This window comes from Pantoea sp. DY-5, from assembly GCF_019795955.1.
Classification (GTDB): domain Bacteria; phylum Pseudomonadota; class Gammaproteobacteria; order Enterobacterales; family Enterobacteriaceae; genus Pantoea; species Pantoea leporis.
Genome location: NZ_JAIMIE010000011.1, coordinates 20324 through 34847 on the forward strand (window position 1 = coordinate 20324; position 14524 = coordinate 34847).

Annotated in this window: 17 protein-coding genes; 1 reads left to right on the top strand and 16 read right to left on the bottom strand. The window is 58.7% G+C overall.

Annotated features, from left to right (window positions below; translation table 11 throughout):
• Positions 1 to 137 precede the first annotated feature (137 nt).
• Complete coding sequence (locus K5Y30_RS23965; RefSeq protein ID WP_222213844.1) at positions 138 to 383, bottom strand: DNA polymerase III subunit theta; 246 nt, start codon at positions 381 to 383, stop codon at positions 138 to 140.
• A gap of 54 nt (positions 384 to 437) precedes the next feature.
• Between K5Y30_RS23965 and K5Y30_RS23970 the strand changes: the two genes are divergently transcribed.
• Positions 438 to 1118 carry an SOS response-associated peptidase family protein gene (locus K5Y30_RS23970; RefSeq protein ID WP_222213846.1) on the top strand — a complete coding sequence of 227 codons (681 nt, stop codon included), beginning with the start codon at positions 438 to 440 and terminating at the stop codon, positions 1116 to 1118.
• 39 nt (positions 1119 to 1157) lie between these two features.
• Here the strand turns inward: K5Y30_RS23970 and K5Y30_RS23975 are convergent, their stop codons facing one another.
• From K5Y30_RS23975 to K5Y30_RS24045, 15 genes are all read right to left on the bottom strand, one after another.
• Positions 1158 to 1403 (bottom strand): hypothetical protein, encoded by a 246-nt coding sequence (locus tag K5Y30_RS23975; protein WP_222213848.1) that lies wholly within the window; start codon positions 1401 to 1403, stop codon positions 1158 to 1160.
• Positions 1404 to 1631: 228 nt separating this feature from the next.
• Positions 1632 to 1994 (bottom strand): hypothetical protein, encoded by a 363-nt coding sequence (locus K5Y30_RS23980; RefSeq protein WP_222213850.1) that lies wholly within the window; start codon positions 1992 to 1994, stop codon positions 1632 to 1634.
• Between the two features lie 1058 nt (positions 1995 to 3052).
• The gene (gene repA, locus K5Y30_RS23985) at positions 3053 to 3919 is read right to left on the bottom strand and encodes a plasmid replication initiator RepA (protein WP_222213851.1); all 867 of its coding nucleotides are present in this window, start codon (positions 3917 to 3919) and stop codon (positions 3053 to 3055) included.
• Complete coding sequence (locus tag K5Y30_RS24985) at positions 3912 to 3983, bottom strand: hypothetical protein (RefSeq protein WP_222213971.1); 72 nt, start codon at positions 3981 to 3983, stop codon at positions 3912 to 3914. Before K5Y30_RS24985 ends, repA (K5Y30_RS23985) begins: the two co-directional genes overlap by 8 nt.
• Before the next feature lie 240 nt (positions 3984 to 4223).
• Positions 4224 to 4475, bottom strand: a complete 252-nt coding sequence (repA, locus tag K5Y30_RS23995) for a replication regulatory protein RepA (RefSeq protein ID WP_222213853.1) — start codon at positions 4473 to 4475, stop codon at positions 4224 to 4226.
• 115 nt (positions 4476 to 4590) lie between these two features.
• Entirely contained in the window at positions 4591 to 5124 is a 534-nt protein-coding gene (locus K5Y30_RS24000; protein ID WP_222213855.1) for a phospholipase D family protein, read from the bottom strand.
• Positions 5121 to 5795: a hypothetical protein gene (locus K5Y30_RS24005; RefSeq protein ID WP_222213857.1), complete on the bottom strand. Its 675-nt coding sequence runs from the start codon at positions 5793 to 5795 to the stop codon at positions 5121 to 5123. The genes K5Y30_RS24000 and K5Y30_RS24005 overlap by 4 nt, the downstream gene beginning before the upstream one ends.
• 19 nt (positions 5796 to 5814) lie before the next feature.
• Complete coding sequence (trbC, locus tag K5Y30_RS24010) at positions 5815 to 8007, bottom strand: F-type conjugative transfer protein TrbC (RefSeq protein WP_222213859.1); 2193 nt, start codon at positions 8005 to 8007, stop codon at positions 5815 to 5817.
• Complete coding sequence (locus tag K5Y30_RS24015) at positions 7997 to 9139, bottom strand: thioredoxin fold domain-containing protein (RefSeq protein WP_222213861.1); 1143 nt, start codon at positions 9137 to 9139, stop codon at positions 7997 to 7999. Before K5Y30_RS24015 ends, trbC begins: the two co-directional genes overlap by 11 nt.
• 15 nt (positions 9140 to 9154) lie before the next feature.
• Positions 9155 to 10324, bottom strand: coding sequence for a conjugal transfer protein (locus K5Y30_RS24020; protein ID WP_255606797.1), 1170 nt, complete (start codon positions 10322 to 10324; stop codon positions 9155 to 9157).
• Positions 10325 to 10469: 145 nt separating this feature from the next.
• Complete coding sequence (excA, locus tag K5Y30_RS24025) at positions 10470 to 11144, bottom strand: plasmid IncI1-type surface exclusion protein ExcA (protein WP_222213865.1); 675 nt, start codon at positions 11142 to 11144, stop codon at positions 10470 to 10472.
• A gap of 66 nt (positions 11145 to 11210) precedes the next feature.
• The gene (locus K5Y30_RS24030; protein WP_222213867.1) at positions 11211 to 13346 is read right to left on the bottom strand and encodes a DotA/TraY family protein; all 2136 of its coding nucleotides are present in this window, start codon (positions 13344 to 13346) and stop codon (positions 11211 to 11213) included.
• A gap of 79 nt (positions 13347 to 13425) precedes the next feature.
• Entirely contained in the window at positions 13426 to 13719 is a 294-nt protein-coding gene (locus K5Y30_RS24035) for a hypothetical protein (protein WP_222213869.1), read from the bottom strand.
• Positions 13720 to 13796: 77 nt separating this feature from the next.
• Positions 13797 to 14000, bottom strand: a complete 204-nt coding sequence (locus K5Y30_RS24040) for an Hha/YmoA family nucleoid-associated regulatory protein (protein WP_222213871.1) — start codon at positions 13998 to 14000, stop codon at positions 13797 to 13799.
• Between the two features lie 91 nt (positions 14001 to 14091).
• Positions 14092 to 14508 (bottom strand): hypothetical protein, encoded by a 417-nt coding sequence (locus K5Y30_RS24045; protein ID WP_222213873.1) that lies wholly within the window; start codon positions 14506 to 14508, stop codon positions 14092 to 14094.
• Positions 14509 to 14524 lie beyond the last annotated feature (16 nt).

The following is a 14524-nucleotide window of genomic DNA, read 5'->3' on the forward strand; positions in this document are numbered from 1 at the left end:
AATCATATGCAGGATGTGATGTTTAATTACTTGCACGTTGCGCGATTCTTGAGCGTTTGAAGCATTTCAGCAGTCCCGCCAGGCTTACGTAGCATGTCAGAAAACTGAACAGGCGGACTGAATGACCTTGTCCCGGGCTACTCCCCCTTTGGTTCTTTCTGATACACCGGATCGGTTCCGCGCGGAAGCTGCAGGGCCATATTGCGGTAATGCTGCAGGCGCTCTCTGAAGTACTCGCGCAGCGCCTCGGGCTGCTCCCTTTCGACCTCAGCCGGAAATGCGGGCAGATTCAGGCGCTCTTTGTAGGCGACTCCCGACGCGGCCAGATCCACGTTCACCTTTGCGCGTTCCTCCGGGCTTCGTGCGGCTAAATTCTGTGACATATGAAATCCTCCTGACGTCAGTATATCCCGCTATTCTTTCATCAGGAGGTGTCTATGTGCGGACGATTTGCGCAGTACAGCAGCCGGGATGAATATTTTAAGGCACTCGGCCTGAAACCGGATGAAATCACGTTCGACCCGGAGCCCATTGGTCGCTACAACGTCGCGCCGGGCACGCGCGTGCAGCTCCTCAACGAGCAGGATGACGCGCTGCGCCTCGACCCGGTATTCTGGGGCTATGGCCCGGAGTGGTGGGATAAGCAGCCGCTAATTAACGCGCGCGGCGAGACGGCGGCGAGCGGGCGCATGTTCAAGCCGCTGTGGAAACAGGGACGCGCCATCGTGCCCGCCGACGCCTGGTTCGAATGGAAGAAGGAAGGCGATAAGAAGCAACCCTTCTGCATTTATCATAAGGATAATCAGCCCCTGTTCTTTGCGGCCATCGGCAGGCAGCCTTACGGACAGAACCACGGCAAAGAGGGGTTTGTGATTGTGACGTCAGCCAGTAACAGGGGCATGGTCGATATTCACGACAGGCGCCCGCTGGTAATTGCCCCTGACGCCGTTCGCGAGTGGCTGAGCGCCGGCACGTCACCTGAGCGTGCAGAAGAAATCGCGCATGAAGCCGCCTTGCCTGAAAAGGCATTCACCTGGCACCCGGTCAGCAAAAAGGTGGGTAACATTCACAATCAGGGCAGGGAGCTGGTCGAGCCCGCCTCGGAGGGTAAGGACTGACCGGTCAAATAATACCGGGCACGCCCTGAGCGTCGCGACTCACCCGCCGCCTTCGTCCGCTTCGACATCCGGTTCGCCGCGCAGCTGCTCGATGGCGAACAGCAGCGAGGAGGGACATTCTTCTCTTTTCTCGATCACGGCGCCCAGCAGTCTCATCAGTTCGATGGCCAGTCGCTCACGGTTGATTTCTCCGCCCTCGCTGGCGAGTTTCAGGCAACACATGCCGGCCGCAAAGCAGGCATCGTGATAAATATCCTCGTCTGTTTCATATTCATCAGTGCTCATCATGACTCCTGCTGACGCCGAATCCGATAAAGAATGCATGCTTAAGGTGAAACAGGCGTACCAAGAAGGGGATCCCGCAGCCTGAGAGAACTGAATCTCAGGTTACCATCGCTGCGGGCGTAATAAGTACAAATTTCGTACAGGCGATGATTATCGCAGGTCAGGGATGAAGCCCGGTTCCCGACCTGTCAGTCGGGGCGGCAACACACCGCTGCGGATCTGAGCTCGTTATTCTGTCGTACAGAACCCGGGCTCTCTGAGCACTTCACTGACGTCATCCAGCAACTGCCTCAGGGCAATTTTTCCGGGGAGTTTACCCATGGTTTTCCCGTCACAGGAGGTCCGGGCAGCTCTGGCGGCAAAGTCCATGAAGCGTTTGTCCTCCCATAGCTGACCAATCATCATCATGTTAACGCTAATCTGCAGGCTGGCACTGACGTCATACTCGTCGCCGGGGCTGAAGATACTCTCCAGCTCCGCCCGTGCGTCCTCGTTCATCCGGCTGAAATCCTGATCGCGATACCACACCATGCACTGTTTTATTCCGGCACCCATCAGCTGCTCAAATTCTGCTTCTTCTTTTTCGGTCATACATCCTCTGAGGTATTCATAAAAATCTGCAGGCAGCAGTACATGCTGGCCACATTCTCAAAAAAACATTGTAGTGCAGCCAGTTCTGGCAGGATATCGGAACAGACAGGCGGGCGAGCAGTGCGCAGCCTGCCCCTGAATGCCGCGTCAGCGGCATGGAGGCGCCAGAAACCGTCAAGGACGGCTCTTATGCCATCGGGCGCCGTTAACCCGGCAGAGCCGGTTGCAGAGCGTTATGTTCATGCAAGGCCAACCCACCCCCTGTCAGACGCCGTTTAAGCAGCGGCCTTACAGGCGCGCATAAGCTGGACGGTCGTAGACGAAAGTTACGAACCGCGGGCCTCAGTTCAACAGCCACATCTGACTTTAGGTACAACATTCATCTATAAAGCGACTCTGTTCCGGCCCTCTGGGCCGGGGCGGCGGCGCTTTTCAGGGTGGGTTTCGCTCGGTGCTGAGTGGAGTCTGATATCAATGGTTTCGCGTGTGTGGCCATCGAGTTTTTTTGCTGCTGTAACTGCAGCCTTTTGCCCGCAATTTTGCGGGAGCTACCTTCAGACGCGAAGCGGCTGTACCGAACCGGCGCGAACGTCAGTTCGCTGCGAGGGCGGGCATTAAATTGTCCACAGGGCGCAGCCGTATAGGTTTTATTTTTAAAGGTAAGTAATAACGGATCTTTAAAAGAAAGGAGATCGGATTTTTAAAGGGATCATCGCGGTTTGTAAAAATCCCGTTCAGTGGTTAAGACGCTGTCCGGTCAGAAGATAAATAACATACCCTCTCGCGGTTAATGTGGATAACCCAGAAATGAGGCGTGACGACGGCCGCGCGGTGAAATAGTGTGCGCCCGATCGCATTCCGGGAGCGTGGCTAAGAGGCTGATGTGGATGAATTTTGTGCGAAAGGCGTTCTGCAGGCGTGGGGAGGCCTCCGGCGCAAACCGGATAGCTGGATTCCAGGCAGGGGAAGAGAAAAGCCGGCTTCAGGAGCCGGGCAGCAGGCTGGGGTCATCCGGCGCGCATGCGCCAGCGTTTTAAGAGGAGCTGCGACGGCGGCCGTCAGGTCGTGACCAGCAGGTCGTCTCCGAGTCGCGCGTAATGGCCGCGTGACAGCTTCATGCGCTCGGTGACGCGATGTTCAATCTCCGCGCGTACCGCATCGAGGCTGCCAAAGAAGCGGCCGTTGCGGATTTCTTTCTGCAGCTGCAGGCGGACCAGTTGCTCGATGTCCTTGCGCGTACGCGGTGCGTCTTTGCGCGCGCGGTGGCGCTTCATGCCGTGCTCACGGCGCGACTTCTGATACTCGCGAAAGCGTTCGCGGACGAACGACCAGGCGGCGCTGATGAGCTCGCCGGCGTCAGCGCGCGGCAGGCCTTTCTTCTCGCGGCGGCGGTTTTCCCACTCGATGCGGCTGCGGCGCGCGGCCGCAACGGCCTCCTCGGATACGTCCAGCACCTGCCACATCAGCGGCGTAAAGGTGATGTCCGTCGGGATGTTGCAGCCAATTTCTTTATCGTATTCGGTGTTGTAGGTGAGGAGCTTCAGCTGGGCCAGGAACTGCACGGCACCGGTGAAGCGGGTAATGGAGAGGCGTTTTTTCTCCGTGGCCAGCCCGCAGCGGATGCTCATGGTGGTGAGCGAGGCGCCTACGCGGTTGGCCAGCGGGTTAAAGTAGTGGCAGAGCGCCTGCAGCGAAGCTTCGAGGGCGCGCATGCGCAGCTCCGGCGGACGGCGGCGGCGTTCTCCGCGGGCGATCGACATCGCAACCAGCGTCTGGAACTCGACGCGCTGCGTGAAGCCCGCCGCCTTCTCACGAATTTTTTCGCAGAACGGCAGGGTCTTCTTTCCTTTCTCAGGAATAAATTCCGGATTCGGATTCTTTACCTGCCGGTAAAATGAAGTGTTTTCAGATACCTGTTCAGTCACGCCTTCCTGCGCTTATGTTGCACAGAAGGAGTACGCACCGAGGGTATTGCAGTTTTTCGGGCATGAATCTATACTCCCCGCATAGAGCAACAGCTTCTATGCAGTTTTTAGGGCCCCGTTAGTCTTCTCTAGGTCGGCAAACTTTGAGGAAGATTATCGGGGTTTTGTTTTTTCTGGCCTTAACTAATCAGTCAGTACCAGTCTCCTGCCACCTTACGGCGTGGCTAACCAAAGATCTTAATCGATCTGCAATCTATCACCAGCAATCAAATCAGGCAAGGAAGTAAAGTCTTTACCTTGAAATTTATTGATGATTCAATGATTTTTCAAGTAAGCGCTCAATATATTGAGCCTGAGTTATACCTTCTTTAGTGCATGCATCAACAAGTAAGTCTTTCAACGGATTACGGACAAAAACCTTTAGTTCTTTATGAGTTTTCCGTTTACGTGCAACAGCTGCTAACTGCTTCTCGGAATCAGTTAGGGGCCTTCTCTGTGCGGCTGCACCTGCACTTAGTATTTTTGAGGAAGTGACTTCTTTGGTGTGCTGTGACATCTCTGCCTCCTCGCGAACGATTCATAACTAGGCAGAGCATACTACAGGTACTCATAATCAGCGACTTAACTTTGTAACATGCCCAAGTTGCCGCCTGGGCAAATTAACTATTGAATCAGTAGCTCGAACTCCAGTCCTTTCCTCCATCCCAGCGTGACTGCCAGTGAGCCAGATAGGTCTGCGCGAGCGCAGGTACGCCCCGAACTACAAGTGCGTTCTCGGAGTTCGACTCCGCTGCGCTGCGCGTGTAATTGAAGGATCCGAGCTCAACGTTCTGCCCGTCGGTGATGATCACCTTGTCGTGCATGATTTTGTACTGGCTGTTGGTACGCAGCGGGATGCCGGCATTCACTACTACGTTCATGGCCGCCTGGCTGGCTTTGCTGCGGTTGCCTTTGTCATCCACGACCACCCTGACGTCCACGCCACGACGCTTTGCCGCGACCAGAGACTTCACCACTTCAGGTGAGGTAAAGCTGTAGCCCATCAGGCGTATGCTTTCGTGCGCTTCATCCAGCGTACGCAGCACCAGCTGCTGCGCGCTGCCTTCGGGCGAAAATCCGACGTCGATTGAGGGCGCCGCGACGGCCGCACCGGTGGAAAGCGTCAGCCACAGCGCGCTGGCCACGATTCGTGCATTCAGTTTCATTCCAGTTCCTTGTTAATCCGGCCATAGCCATCAGTCAGCCACGCGTCAAAGCTCATGTGTGTCGGTTTCTCAGACGTTTCGCTTATCAGCACGTCCCCGTCCCCGCCGTTGACCGATACGGCATAGCTGGCAAGATGTCTTGCCATATACATCGACGGAAGGATAGCCACTTGCCGGCCGCTGCCGGGCTCCGTAACGCTGAAGCAGCGCTTTCCGGAAGCGCCCACCTGGACATACACATTGGCGTCGACTGCATTACTGCGATGGGGCACGAGCTGATACTCAATGCCGCCGTAGAAGATGTTTTCAGGGACATTGTCATCGCCTTCCTGCGCTGTCTGCCAGGCACCTGACTCGTAATCCACGGCCCAGATCCACTCCCGGGCATCGATTTGCCACGCCAGCTGCTCAACGCTGATGGCCAGCATTGCGCAACTAAGGTTCAGGGCGGGTCTGATGCTGTATCCCACCCGGACAAATTCGATGCCGATGAAGGCAATTTCAGTGCGTTCGCTTGCCGTAAGGTGCCCCCGCACTCTCTGAGCCGCCGCGATGGCCATCAGGCGCCCTTCCATCCCGGCAAGCGTATGAAGATGCCGCCAGCCCTTGATGCACACGGAATTCTTATCGGAGGCCCGGCGTGTATCACCGGGCCTGATTTCAGTCATCATGTCTGTGACCTCTCAGTTGTCAGGCTTCCTGTGACGCCGCTTTAACAGGAGCCAGCGCCACGTAGTTCTGCGCCGCCTGTTCGATGGCATCGCGGCCCGCACCCAGCAGACGCGGCTCGCGCAGGCGCACTTTATATCCACGCCCGCGTACCGGCAGGCTGGCCAGCACCATGTTCCAGAGAACTGCCGACCGTACGGCTGCTGCCGGCGATCGTTTCCAGCTGAACTCACACTCCAGATCAAACTCACAGACGGTGGCCAGCGCCGGGTCGGTCAGCACCAGCCGGCGGGTATCCTGCAGACCGGGCTCAGCATCGAGAACACGCAGGATGTGCTGTACACGATCGGCGCGCACATAGCTGCGGCGCTCGCGGTACGGCATGGTGGCCAGCAGCTGCTGCTCTGACGGTGGACTGACTTCAACAAACCGGTTTATCCGCACTGCATCCTGCGCAAATTTGTCGGCATCTTTGATATAGAGCGAACTGCCGCGGATGACCTGCCCCCGGAACAGCGTGATGTTTTCGCCCTCCTGCAGTGCCTGAATCTCATCGACGTCGACCTTTTTCTTCTCGCTCACCTGCAGACGGGTATCATCGTTCCAGCCGCTGCCGAGAATGCCGGCCTGCTGCACCATGCTGCCCATGTGCGCGCGGTACTCGGTGCCCGCCATCAATTGAAGGATTTCCAGCGTATCCTTGGGATCGCGGATAATGCCGGTGATGCGCGTGCCCATGTTGGCGATCAGCGTCCACACCGCATCGCCCGCAGCCGTCTTCAGGCGCTGAACCTCCTGACCGGCCAGCAACAGGCAGTAACCCAGCGAGCGGATCTGCGTGGCCAGCTCGCCGAGTTTCTCGCTGTAGCCTGCGCCGACCTCGTCAATGACCCATAGAAACGGGAAGCGGTCCTTATACCGGCGCACCTTCATGTTTTCTTCCGGACGCCCTTCAATCTTCTCGCCGAGATCCTGGCTCAGGATCATGGCCAGCTGCGACTGATAAAGGCGGCCGAGCGTTGAGCTCTCACTGGAGGACAGCTCCAGCGCCGGCACCAGCACGATCAGGATGCGGTCATTGTGCACCACGTCGCGCAGATCGATGTCGCCGGCGTCGCGCGCGAATACGTGACCGTAGGTGTCGTTAAACAGGCTCAGCATGCGGGTGAACTGCTGCATCAGGTAGCCGTGCTGGCGGTTCGCCTCCGGATCCCACTCCGACGGCGTGGCCACCTTATCGATATCGAACCCGGAGAGCGTGTCGAGGTAGTTCTGCAGCACGTGGCGGATTTCCTCATGCCACTGCTCCTCCACCGCCTGGATGTAAAGCCCGGCGATTTTGCGCAGCGGCAGGTGCTGCTGAATGGTCCGCTGGGACAGCGTCGTGCCCTCGCGGCGGCATTTGTAGACCAGCGCAAAAATCAGCGCCTGGTTCATCGCCTTGGCCTTTTCCTGCCATTCGCCGCCGCTGCTGCCGGTTTTGGGCAGCATGGAGTCCATCAGGTTCACTATGTAGGTTTCCTGCGCCAGCCCGAACACGGAGGTGGTGTTGGTCTCAGGCCTGCCTTTGACGTTGTCCAGCAGTTGCTGTGCGCGGGAGCTCCCGCCGGTGATAAAGTTCATCACCCGCAGGTCGTCCTCGCGGCCGAAGCGGCGCGCCATGGACATCGTGGAAAGCGCCACGTCGTTCTGTGCCTTGTGGTCAGAGAGGATCATGCCCTTGCCCCAGCACATCGCGTTGAACACCCAGCCCAGCAGCGTCTCCGTTTTACCGGCGCCGGTGGTGCCGAACATCAGCACGTGCCGGGTCAGGTCGTCCATAGAGAGCCACAGCTCACGCCCCGCATCTTTGCCGCGCAGGTACCCTGCGTACAGGATGCCGGCCGCGCGACCGGTATGGATACGGACGCTGGCCACCGGCAGAAAGCCCAGCACCTTCGCCGGTACCTGCCGCTCGGTGGACGGGTCGTCGCGGTTCATGTCCATCGGCATGCGCATCGGCATCTTCCAGCGGCCGGCCGGCGCCACGACCACCGACCAGAACAGCAGCACCGGCAGGCTCAGCAGCAGCGTAGCGGGCCAGACAATACCGGCAACCATACCGGTCAGCATGCCCCAGACCAGCGTCCCGCCCTCGCTGAGCATGTCCGTCAGCCAGGAGCGGCCGACGTGCCGGTTTACGCGCGCGCTATCCAGCGTGGAGTTATTTTCCATCACGGTCCCCTTCGTTCAGAAATGCCATCAGCGCCGCCGGCGAGCTCAGCACGCTCTGCTGGACATAGCGGCCGTCGTCACTGATGGTCCAGGGCGTGCCCGGCAGGCGGTAAGCCCGGAAAGCCACCTCGTTGACGCCAATCGCCCCGCGGGCGATTTCGGCCTGCCGCTCGTCCGCGACCACCGGTGCGGCCTGTGCGGTGCCCGGCACGCCGATACCGGCGTCGGCCGCAAACAGCTGTTTCCAGGCGGCGGGACGCTCAGCCTCCGGCAGCGCCATCACCGGCGTCAGCGCGTTCAGCGACGCCTCACGCCCCTCGATGGTGACCGGGAATATCACCACGTTGACGGCACCGGCGGCGGTTTCAAAGTGGCGCTCCATACGCTGGCAGTTCGGGCACGCCGGGTCGGCGAAGACGTAAATGGTGCGCGCGTGGCCGGATGACAGCGGCACCGTAAACAGCCCGCGTGACGCCGCGCTGTGGAGTTTTGCCGGCAGCTCAGCGCGCACGCTCAGGGGCAGGTCCCAGCCGTCGGCTGGAGTCGCAGTGGCCGGCATCTGTGGCTGGGGACGCGGCTGTGGCCGCAGCGGATGATCAGCGTCCACATCATTTTCCCGGGACGGCATCACGGTCCTGACGCCGGGTTCAGCGGGTGCGGAGCTGGCAGGCTCCGGGAGGCGAAATACTGTACGGGTATCCACTGTAGTGAGCATATGCGGGTCTTCGGGCGTAAAGAGACGGGAAGCCATCACGACTGTTGTGAGCCATCCCGCCGTCAGCCCGGCCACGACAAGGGCATAGCCGAACCTCCGTAGTTTCCGTCCGCGAAGGCGTTTACTCTCTACAGTGGTCAGAAGGTCAGTAATGCAGCACAGCAACTGCCCTGCATCCTCACCGCGGTAAAGCGGTGCGAGAGTATCGCGGGCGTTCTGTGCGTAAAGCCCGTCACCGTGCATCACAAACCACGGTCTCTCTTTCAGGGGCAGTACAAAAAGCGGCTCTGAAACGGCACGGGTCAGAAATACCGCGCCGTTCATTCCATGTCCCTCTTCGGGCGTTTCGCGGCGGGCGATCAACAGGTCGCCGTTCATTTCGGCCACGAACGGGCCCTCTCTGCGTGAAATCGTCATGGTCATGTCCTTGTCTCAGCGCACGCCGGCGCTGTCGGTAAATTCATCTTCGCCCGCGTCGGGCAGATACAGTGCGTCCGGGAACGGCACTTCGCGCTCCCGTTTTGAGCGTGCCGTCCGCGCGTCGCGCGGGTATACGAGCCCCAGCGTTTCGAGCTCAAACTGGAGGCCGGTTATCGCCTCGTCGGTCATGAGCGGCGGGCGCGGCAGCCCCAGCCTGACGGCCATCTGCTCCGCGCGCGCCTGCGCGACGATACCTGCGCCTTCCACGAATACCTTTGCGGTGTCTGCGCTGTGCAGGCCGTACCACAACGTCCGGTCGCACCCTTTGAGCCAGCGGAAGCGCGCCGGCGGCAACCTGAGATCGCGCCCATAAAGGCCAGCAAGCGCGGAGCGTACCGTGCCGTGCCTCTTCAGCCACTCGCTCACGCCCGGACAGGCAAGCACCCTTGCCACCTGCGCCTCTGGTATCTTCCAGTCGGGCACGCTGTGGAACACCGGCATCCGGAACAGCCGGCGGGTCATGCAGGACCGGTTTAAATCGTCCAGCAGGGTGGTCGCGGCCGCGCGATCATCCGCAAATACCTGCAGGCCGAACACGGCAAAGAGCGCGCGTTCGTGCGGCTGCCACTGGTCCGGTGACGTCATGGCCGGACCGGTCTGCGCGTCAAACACCGCGCGGGCGGCGTCGCGGTCCAGCACCCGCCGCTTAATCAGGCCATACTGCTCCGCAAACTCCTCGGGCTTCAGCGCCCAGGCATTCTCCGGCGTGGTGTCGTTCATCAGCCCGTCGCCGCGATGACCGGCAAGCACCGGAATAACGGAGGGAGCGAACGTGGCCATCACGCGGGGCAGCGAGTGAATGTCGATCGCACGACGGCTGCGGAAGCCCAGCGCGGGGTGACGCGCCAGCGCCCAGCCGGTTACGGCAATCAGCGGCACCATCGGGACAAACAGAATGCCGGCGGTGGCGTTGAGCACGTTCTGCCATTCGCTGAGGGTGACCGACTCTGCGCCGTTGCCGGTCGCGGCCAGCAGGTTGATGCGCTCGGCGGCGTAGCGGTGGATGTGCGGGAAGTCCGCCATGCGCCACAGCCAGTAAAGCAGCCAGCAGCTCCAGCGCACGAAGTCGGAAAAAAAGAGCCAGCACAGCAGCGCCGTGAGGCCAAGGGCGATCATCGCCATGGCCGGCTCATTACTGCCGGCGGCGTTCGGATGATGGGAGTGCATGTGAAGTTTCCGGAAGCGGAGACGGGAAGCCCGTCAGAATGCAGATAAGAAAACACCGGCGCGTGGCCGGTGTCAGAGGAAAAGCGTCAGGATGTCAGTGTCATGCCAGGTTGGCGGCCTGCGGTACCACCACGTTGTGCTCAAACTCCACGAAGCGGCTCTGGATGCCAACGTGTAGCGGCCATGGCTCCTTCGGGAACGGCTCTGAATAACTGTTGTGACTCATCGCACTGAGCGTATTAAACAGCTCTCTGGTTACAATCTGGTGCGCGTTAATGCTCAGCTCCGGCACGTCTGGATTCTTCGTCTTGATACGCAACGTACTGCCTTCCACTTCACTGCCCGTCCAGTCATCCATGGTAAGGCCGATCACGTCCACAAATCCCTTTTTGACCATGTGAATGTAGAGCATGGTGCCATGTTTCGTATCAATACCCAGATACTTACCACGCCCCGCATCGAGCACCTGATGCTGCTTTTGCGGACTGAAGCGTTCATCGCTGGTCAATAACGCGACCATTTTTTTCAGCTGACGGCGACGATTATTAATACTGAATCGTCTAAATCCTAACGGCACTAAAATGGATAACCACAGCATTAATAACAGGAAATAATCTGTCGTGAACAATGAGTGTTTAGACGAGCTTCCGATAAAGACAAATAATGTCAAAGCTGCGAATATTGATGCACAGGGCAAATAGATAAAATAATAAACAGTTTTCGTTAATGCCCACATAACATCAAACGAATTATCATGGCGTTGTACGTTTTTCATGGCATCCTCCTGCCGCTAATCCTCTGATTAAATTATACCCACACCTGTGCATAATACCAGGTAAAATTACTTAATTCCGTCCTCTTTATTAGAACCGTTATTCTGCACTTTCTGCAGACCTGGCGTTCTGCGCGCACCACCGCCAGCCGCCGCAAACATCCCTTTGACGTCGTCAACCAGTCCACCCATGATGCCAGCCATACCTGCCCCCCCGAGGAACGTGATCACATAATCAGCCAGTGTGGCTTGTAACCCAAACACGCGAGTGACACCAAACGTCGCGATGCGCGCATATATCAGCAACCAGCCCACTAATTTGAACAGCCCGATAATAGAGTCCGCATTAGCGTTGGCCAACGCAGTGCCGAACATAAGGTTCAGCAATGTGCCACCCGCCATCACGGCGACGGACGCAAAAAAGAACCCCAGCACCATCAGCGATGGGCGCAACATCATGTCGATTAGAAAAATATAACCATATGCGCTGCGACTACCCTTATCTTCTTCAGCGCCCAAGTGCGTCGCAGACCACATCGGGCCTGCTGCACAGCCCACCATGACGCTGACAATCCAGTTAAATACCCCGACCATCCAGTACAGGAACGGGACCGCTGGCAGAAACACAGCCAGTGAAAAGCCCACTGCGAATAAAAGTAACAGCAGAAAGTAAAAGGGCGGGGATAGCTCAGATAAAACATCTTTAGCTGCCGCCGTGACGTTAAAAGGAAGGATTTTCCCGACAGTTCCCAGAATCGAATTGTCTGCAGCGGAAGCTGCTGCATATACAAGGGTATACGTTGCTAAGGCACTCTCAGTAGTAATTAGAGTCCAGTCCCCAATGTTCTGCATTTTAATAAGTGGATTAACTTGATCAGAAAAATCAGCTGCTGTACCAATCTTGCCCGTAGCAATTTCATTAGTTAAACGCTGAACAGGACTCCTGAATAATCCAACAAATATTGCATCTGGGTCAGCAGCACTGAGAGCTGCCCCGTCATCCTTAGCTGTTTGAGTCCCCAGCGGCGCGGTATAGGTGCTGTTCTGCACCTGCGATCGGTACGCCGTGAACACCTGATGATACAGGTCGCCGGTGCCCGTCTCGCCGTGCAGGCTTGCGCCTGACGTCACCGGTGCCGCGTTGGCCACCTCGTTTGTCTTGCTGTTGGCCGTCGCAAACGTGTTGTACCAGGCGCCCAGCGAAATCCAGCCGTAGGTTTTGAGCTGAGACGTCAGCTGACTCTGCAGCGAGTCCTGATAGTTAAGCTGGTTCAGCGCGTTGTTTACCGTGGTTTCATACGCGGCCGCCGCGTTCTGAATCGACGTCTCCGGGTCGCTCAGCGTGCCGGTGTCCTGGTCACGCTTGCTCAGGTACGCGTCGACGTAGGCCTGCGCGGCGGCATCGAGCGTGGACTGCATCGTATCGAGCGCGCCTCGCTCCGCGGTGGTCACGTTCGCCGTGTTCACTGCGTCCCCGAACAGGCTGTCGAGCACGCCCGACGACGGCTCTGGTATACGGGCGCTGCCGCACAGTGCGCTGCCGTTGCCAGTGGTGTAGTCACCGTTGCCGCCCTTCGTTTCCATCAGCGCCGTGCGCGCCTGCCCGTCCTGATAGAGCGAGGAAAGCTCGCGGTTGGTGGCGTACTTGCACAGGTTCATCTCAAACACGGCGCGCGCCGCCGACCGCGTGGAGGGTGCCGTGGGCTGCACGACCAGCGACATGCCGCTGCTTATCATGTCAGCGGCCTTGTCGGTCAGCAGGTTGGCGCTGCCGATGCCCATGGTGGAGGCCGCCCAGAGCATCACCAGCTGCGACAGCGACCATCCGGATGCCGTGGGGATAAGCGTGATAAAACCGGCAAAGCTCATGACGGGATGCAGCATCGAGCGACCGGCGCTGAACACCTTGCCGTCCTGACCGCCCTTAAACAGCGTTTTCAGCGTCACAATAAGGAACCACGCCAGTGCCACCGTACACAGCACGCCGTTCAGCAGCGCGAACAGCGAACCGATGAGCGTGGCCTGCCCGGGCTGGAACGGGGAAATCACCACGTCGCCGAATATCATCACCAGCGCCTGACGGGAGAGGTCTCCGGTCTTGCTGGCGGCGTCGCTGATGGTCTGGTAGTCCACGCCGTCGGCGAGCGCCGGGCAGGACGCGGCGCACAGCAGAGCCGCCGCCTGAATTTTTGTCAGTAGCTTCATGAGTTACCTGCGGGTCAGGAGCTGACCGGATAGAAAAGAGTAGCCGCCGCCTCTGTGCGGCAGGATCAGGAGGGCGGGTTCAGCGACCGCAGCGCAGGGCAGCAGCATCTCGCAGGACGAGGGCCCAATGGTGCTTAAAGATGTCTGCCGCACTCCACATCAAAGAAAAAATGACCAAAACCGCAGTCAGAGGAAGCGCTATCGCACAGGCGCCGCTGATTAATACCAGGTGAACAAGAATAATCCAGCCTTCCGGGGGTAAGCCTCCGGCGAAAGCGGCGTCGACCAGGGGTTGTGCCTGCGCTCTGCAGAGACACATAAGAAGCACGACGCCGCCCACCCGGGCGATAAAGCTCAGTGTTTGTTTCAACATGGTAAGGGTTCCTGCATGGGCCGGTACTTTACCGGCTGAGGGAGTGCCGCTCTGTGAGGACGGCACCTGAAGAGGAATTACTTCACGTACTGCCAGACGTGTTTGGGTACGCGGTCAAACAGCCTGCCGGCGGCGAGCTCGGCCTTGCGGTGGTCATAGGCCTGCGTCATCGCAAACTCTTCCACGGAGTCGCCGGTGTAATAGAGGTGTTCGAACACCTTATCCAGCATGTCCAGCGTGTTGTAGCGGCGGAATTTAAACAGCCAGTCACTTCGGGTCATAGTAGTCTCATCGGTCAGGAATGGCACAGCAAGGCAGGCGACAGTGCCGCATACCGCTTTCGCGAATCAGAGTGAATCTTTTGATTTTAATTCAGTTTTTTCGTGGCAATCTGTGGTATTCCGTAACAAACCTCGCCACCGCCGCCGGTTCAAAGAGCAGCTGGCCATCCTCTCTGATCGCCACCGGCAGCGTCACACCGCGCAGACGCTTTCCGCGGCTCGCAGCCTGCCACAGCACCAGAGGCGGGATATCCGCCTGCCGGGCAAAAGCATCAAGTGTCATCAGGGGTTCGCCGGACGCAGCAGGTTCTGCTTCCGGTTCCCGCGCGTGCCACTCAGCCGCAAACGCCGTGGCCAGTGCCTGATCGAACATCAGCGTGGCCCCGCGAATCTTCCGGGCAGAGGGCAACTGCAGGCCCTGCATCACGCCGCCCGTCCGCACCGCGTGAAGTAACTCACCCGGCCTGATATTCAGCAGGCCGGCAAACACATCCAGCCGGATATACATGGCTCAAGTCCTCCCG

Bases quoted from the DNA above. Each gene is read 5' to 3' on its own strand.
- K5Y30_RS23975 (WP_222213848.1), bottom strand. From the start codon at position 1,403: ATGAGCACTGATGAATATGAAACAGACGAGGATATTTATCACGATGCC.
- repA (WP_222213853.1), bottom strand. From the start codon at position 4,475: ATGTCACAGCACACCAAAGAAGTCACTTCCTCAAAAATACTAAGTGCA.
- K5Y30_RS23965 (WP_222213844.1), bottom strand. From the start codon at position 383: ATGTCACAGAATTTAGCCGCACGAAGCCCGGAGGAACGCGCAAAGGTG.
- K5Y30_RS24015 (WP_222213861.1), bottom strand. From the start codon at position 9,139: ATGACGATTTCACGCAGAGAGGGCCCGTTCGTGGCCGAAATGAACGGC.
- excA (WP_222213865.1), bottom strand. From the start codon at position 11,144: ATGAAAAACGTACAACGCCATGATAATTCGTTTGATGTTATGTGGGCA.
- K5Y30_RS23980 (WP_222213850.1), bottom strand. From the start codon at position 1,994: ATGACCGAAAAAGAAGAAGCAGAATTTGAGCAGCTGATGGGTGCCGGA.
- trbC (WP_222213859.1), bottom strand. From the start codon at position 8,007: ATGGAAAATAACTCCACGCTGGATAGCGCGCGCGTAAACCGGCACGTC.
- K5Y30_RS24030 (WP_222213867.1), bottom strand. From the start codon at position 13,346: ATGAAGCTACTGACAAAAATTCAGGCGGCGGCTCTGCTGTGCGCCGCG.
- K5Y30_RS24040 (WP_222213871.1), bottom strand. From the start codon at position 14,000: ATGACCCGAAGTGACTGGCTGTTTAAATTCCGCCGCTACAACACGCTG.
- K5Y30_RS24005 (WP_222213857.1), bottom strand. From the start codon at position 5,795: ATGATGACTGAAATCAGGCCCGGTGATACACGCCGGGCCTCCGATAAG.
- K5Y30_RS24000 (WP_222213855.1), bottom strand. From the start codon at position 5,124: ATGAAACTGAATGCACGAATCGTGGCCAGCGCGCTGTGGCTGACGCTT.
- K5Y30_RS24020 (WP_255606797.1), bottom strand. From the start codon at position 10,324: ATGGCGATGATCGCCCTTGGCCTCACGGCGCTGCTGTGCTGGCTCTTT.
- K5Y30_RS24045 (WP_222213873.1), bottom strand. From the start codon at position 14,508: ATGTATATCCGGCTGGATGTGTTTGCCGGCCTGCTGAATATCAGGCCG.
- K5Y30_RS23970 (WP_222213846.1), top strand. From the start codon at position 438: ATGTGCGGACGATTTGCGCAGTACAGCAGCCGGGATGAATATTTTAAG.
- K5Y30_RS24035 (WP_222213869.1), bottom strand. From the start codon at position 13,719: ATGTTGAAACAAACACTGAGCTTTATCGCCCGGGTGGGCGGCGTCGTG.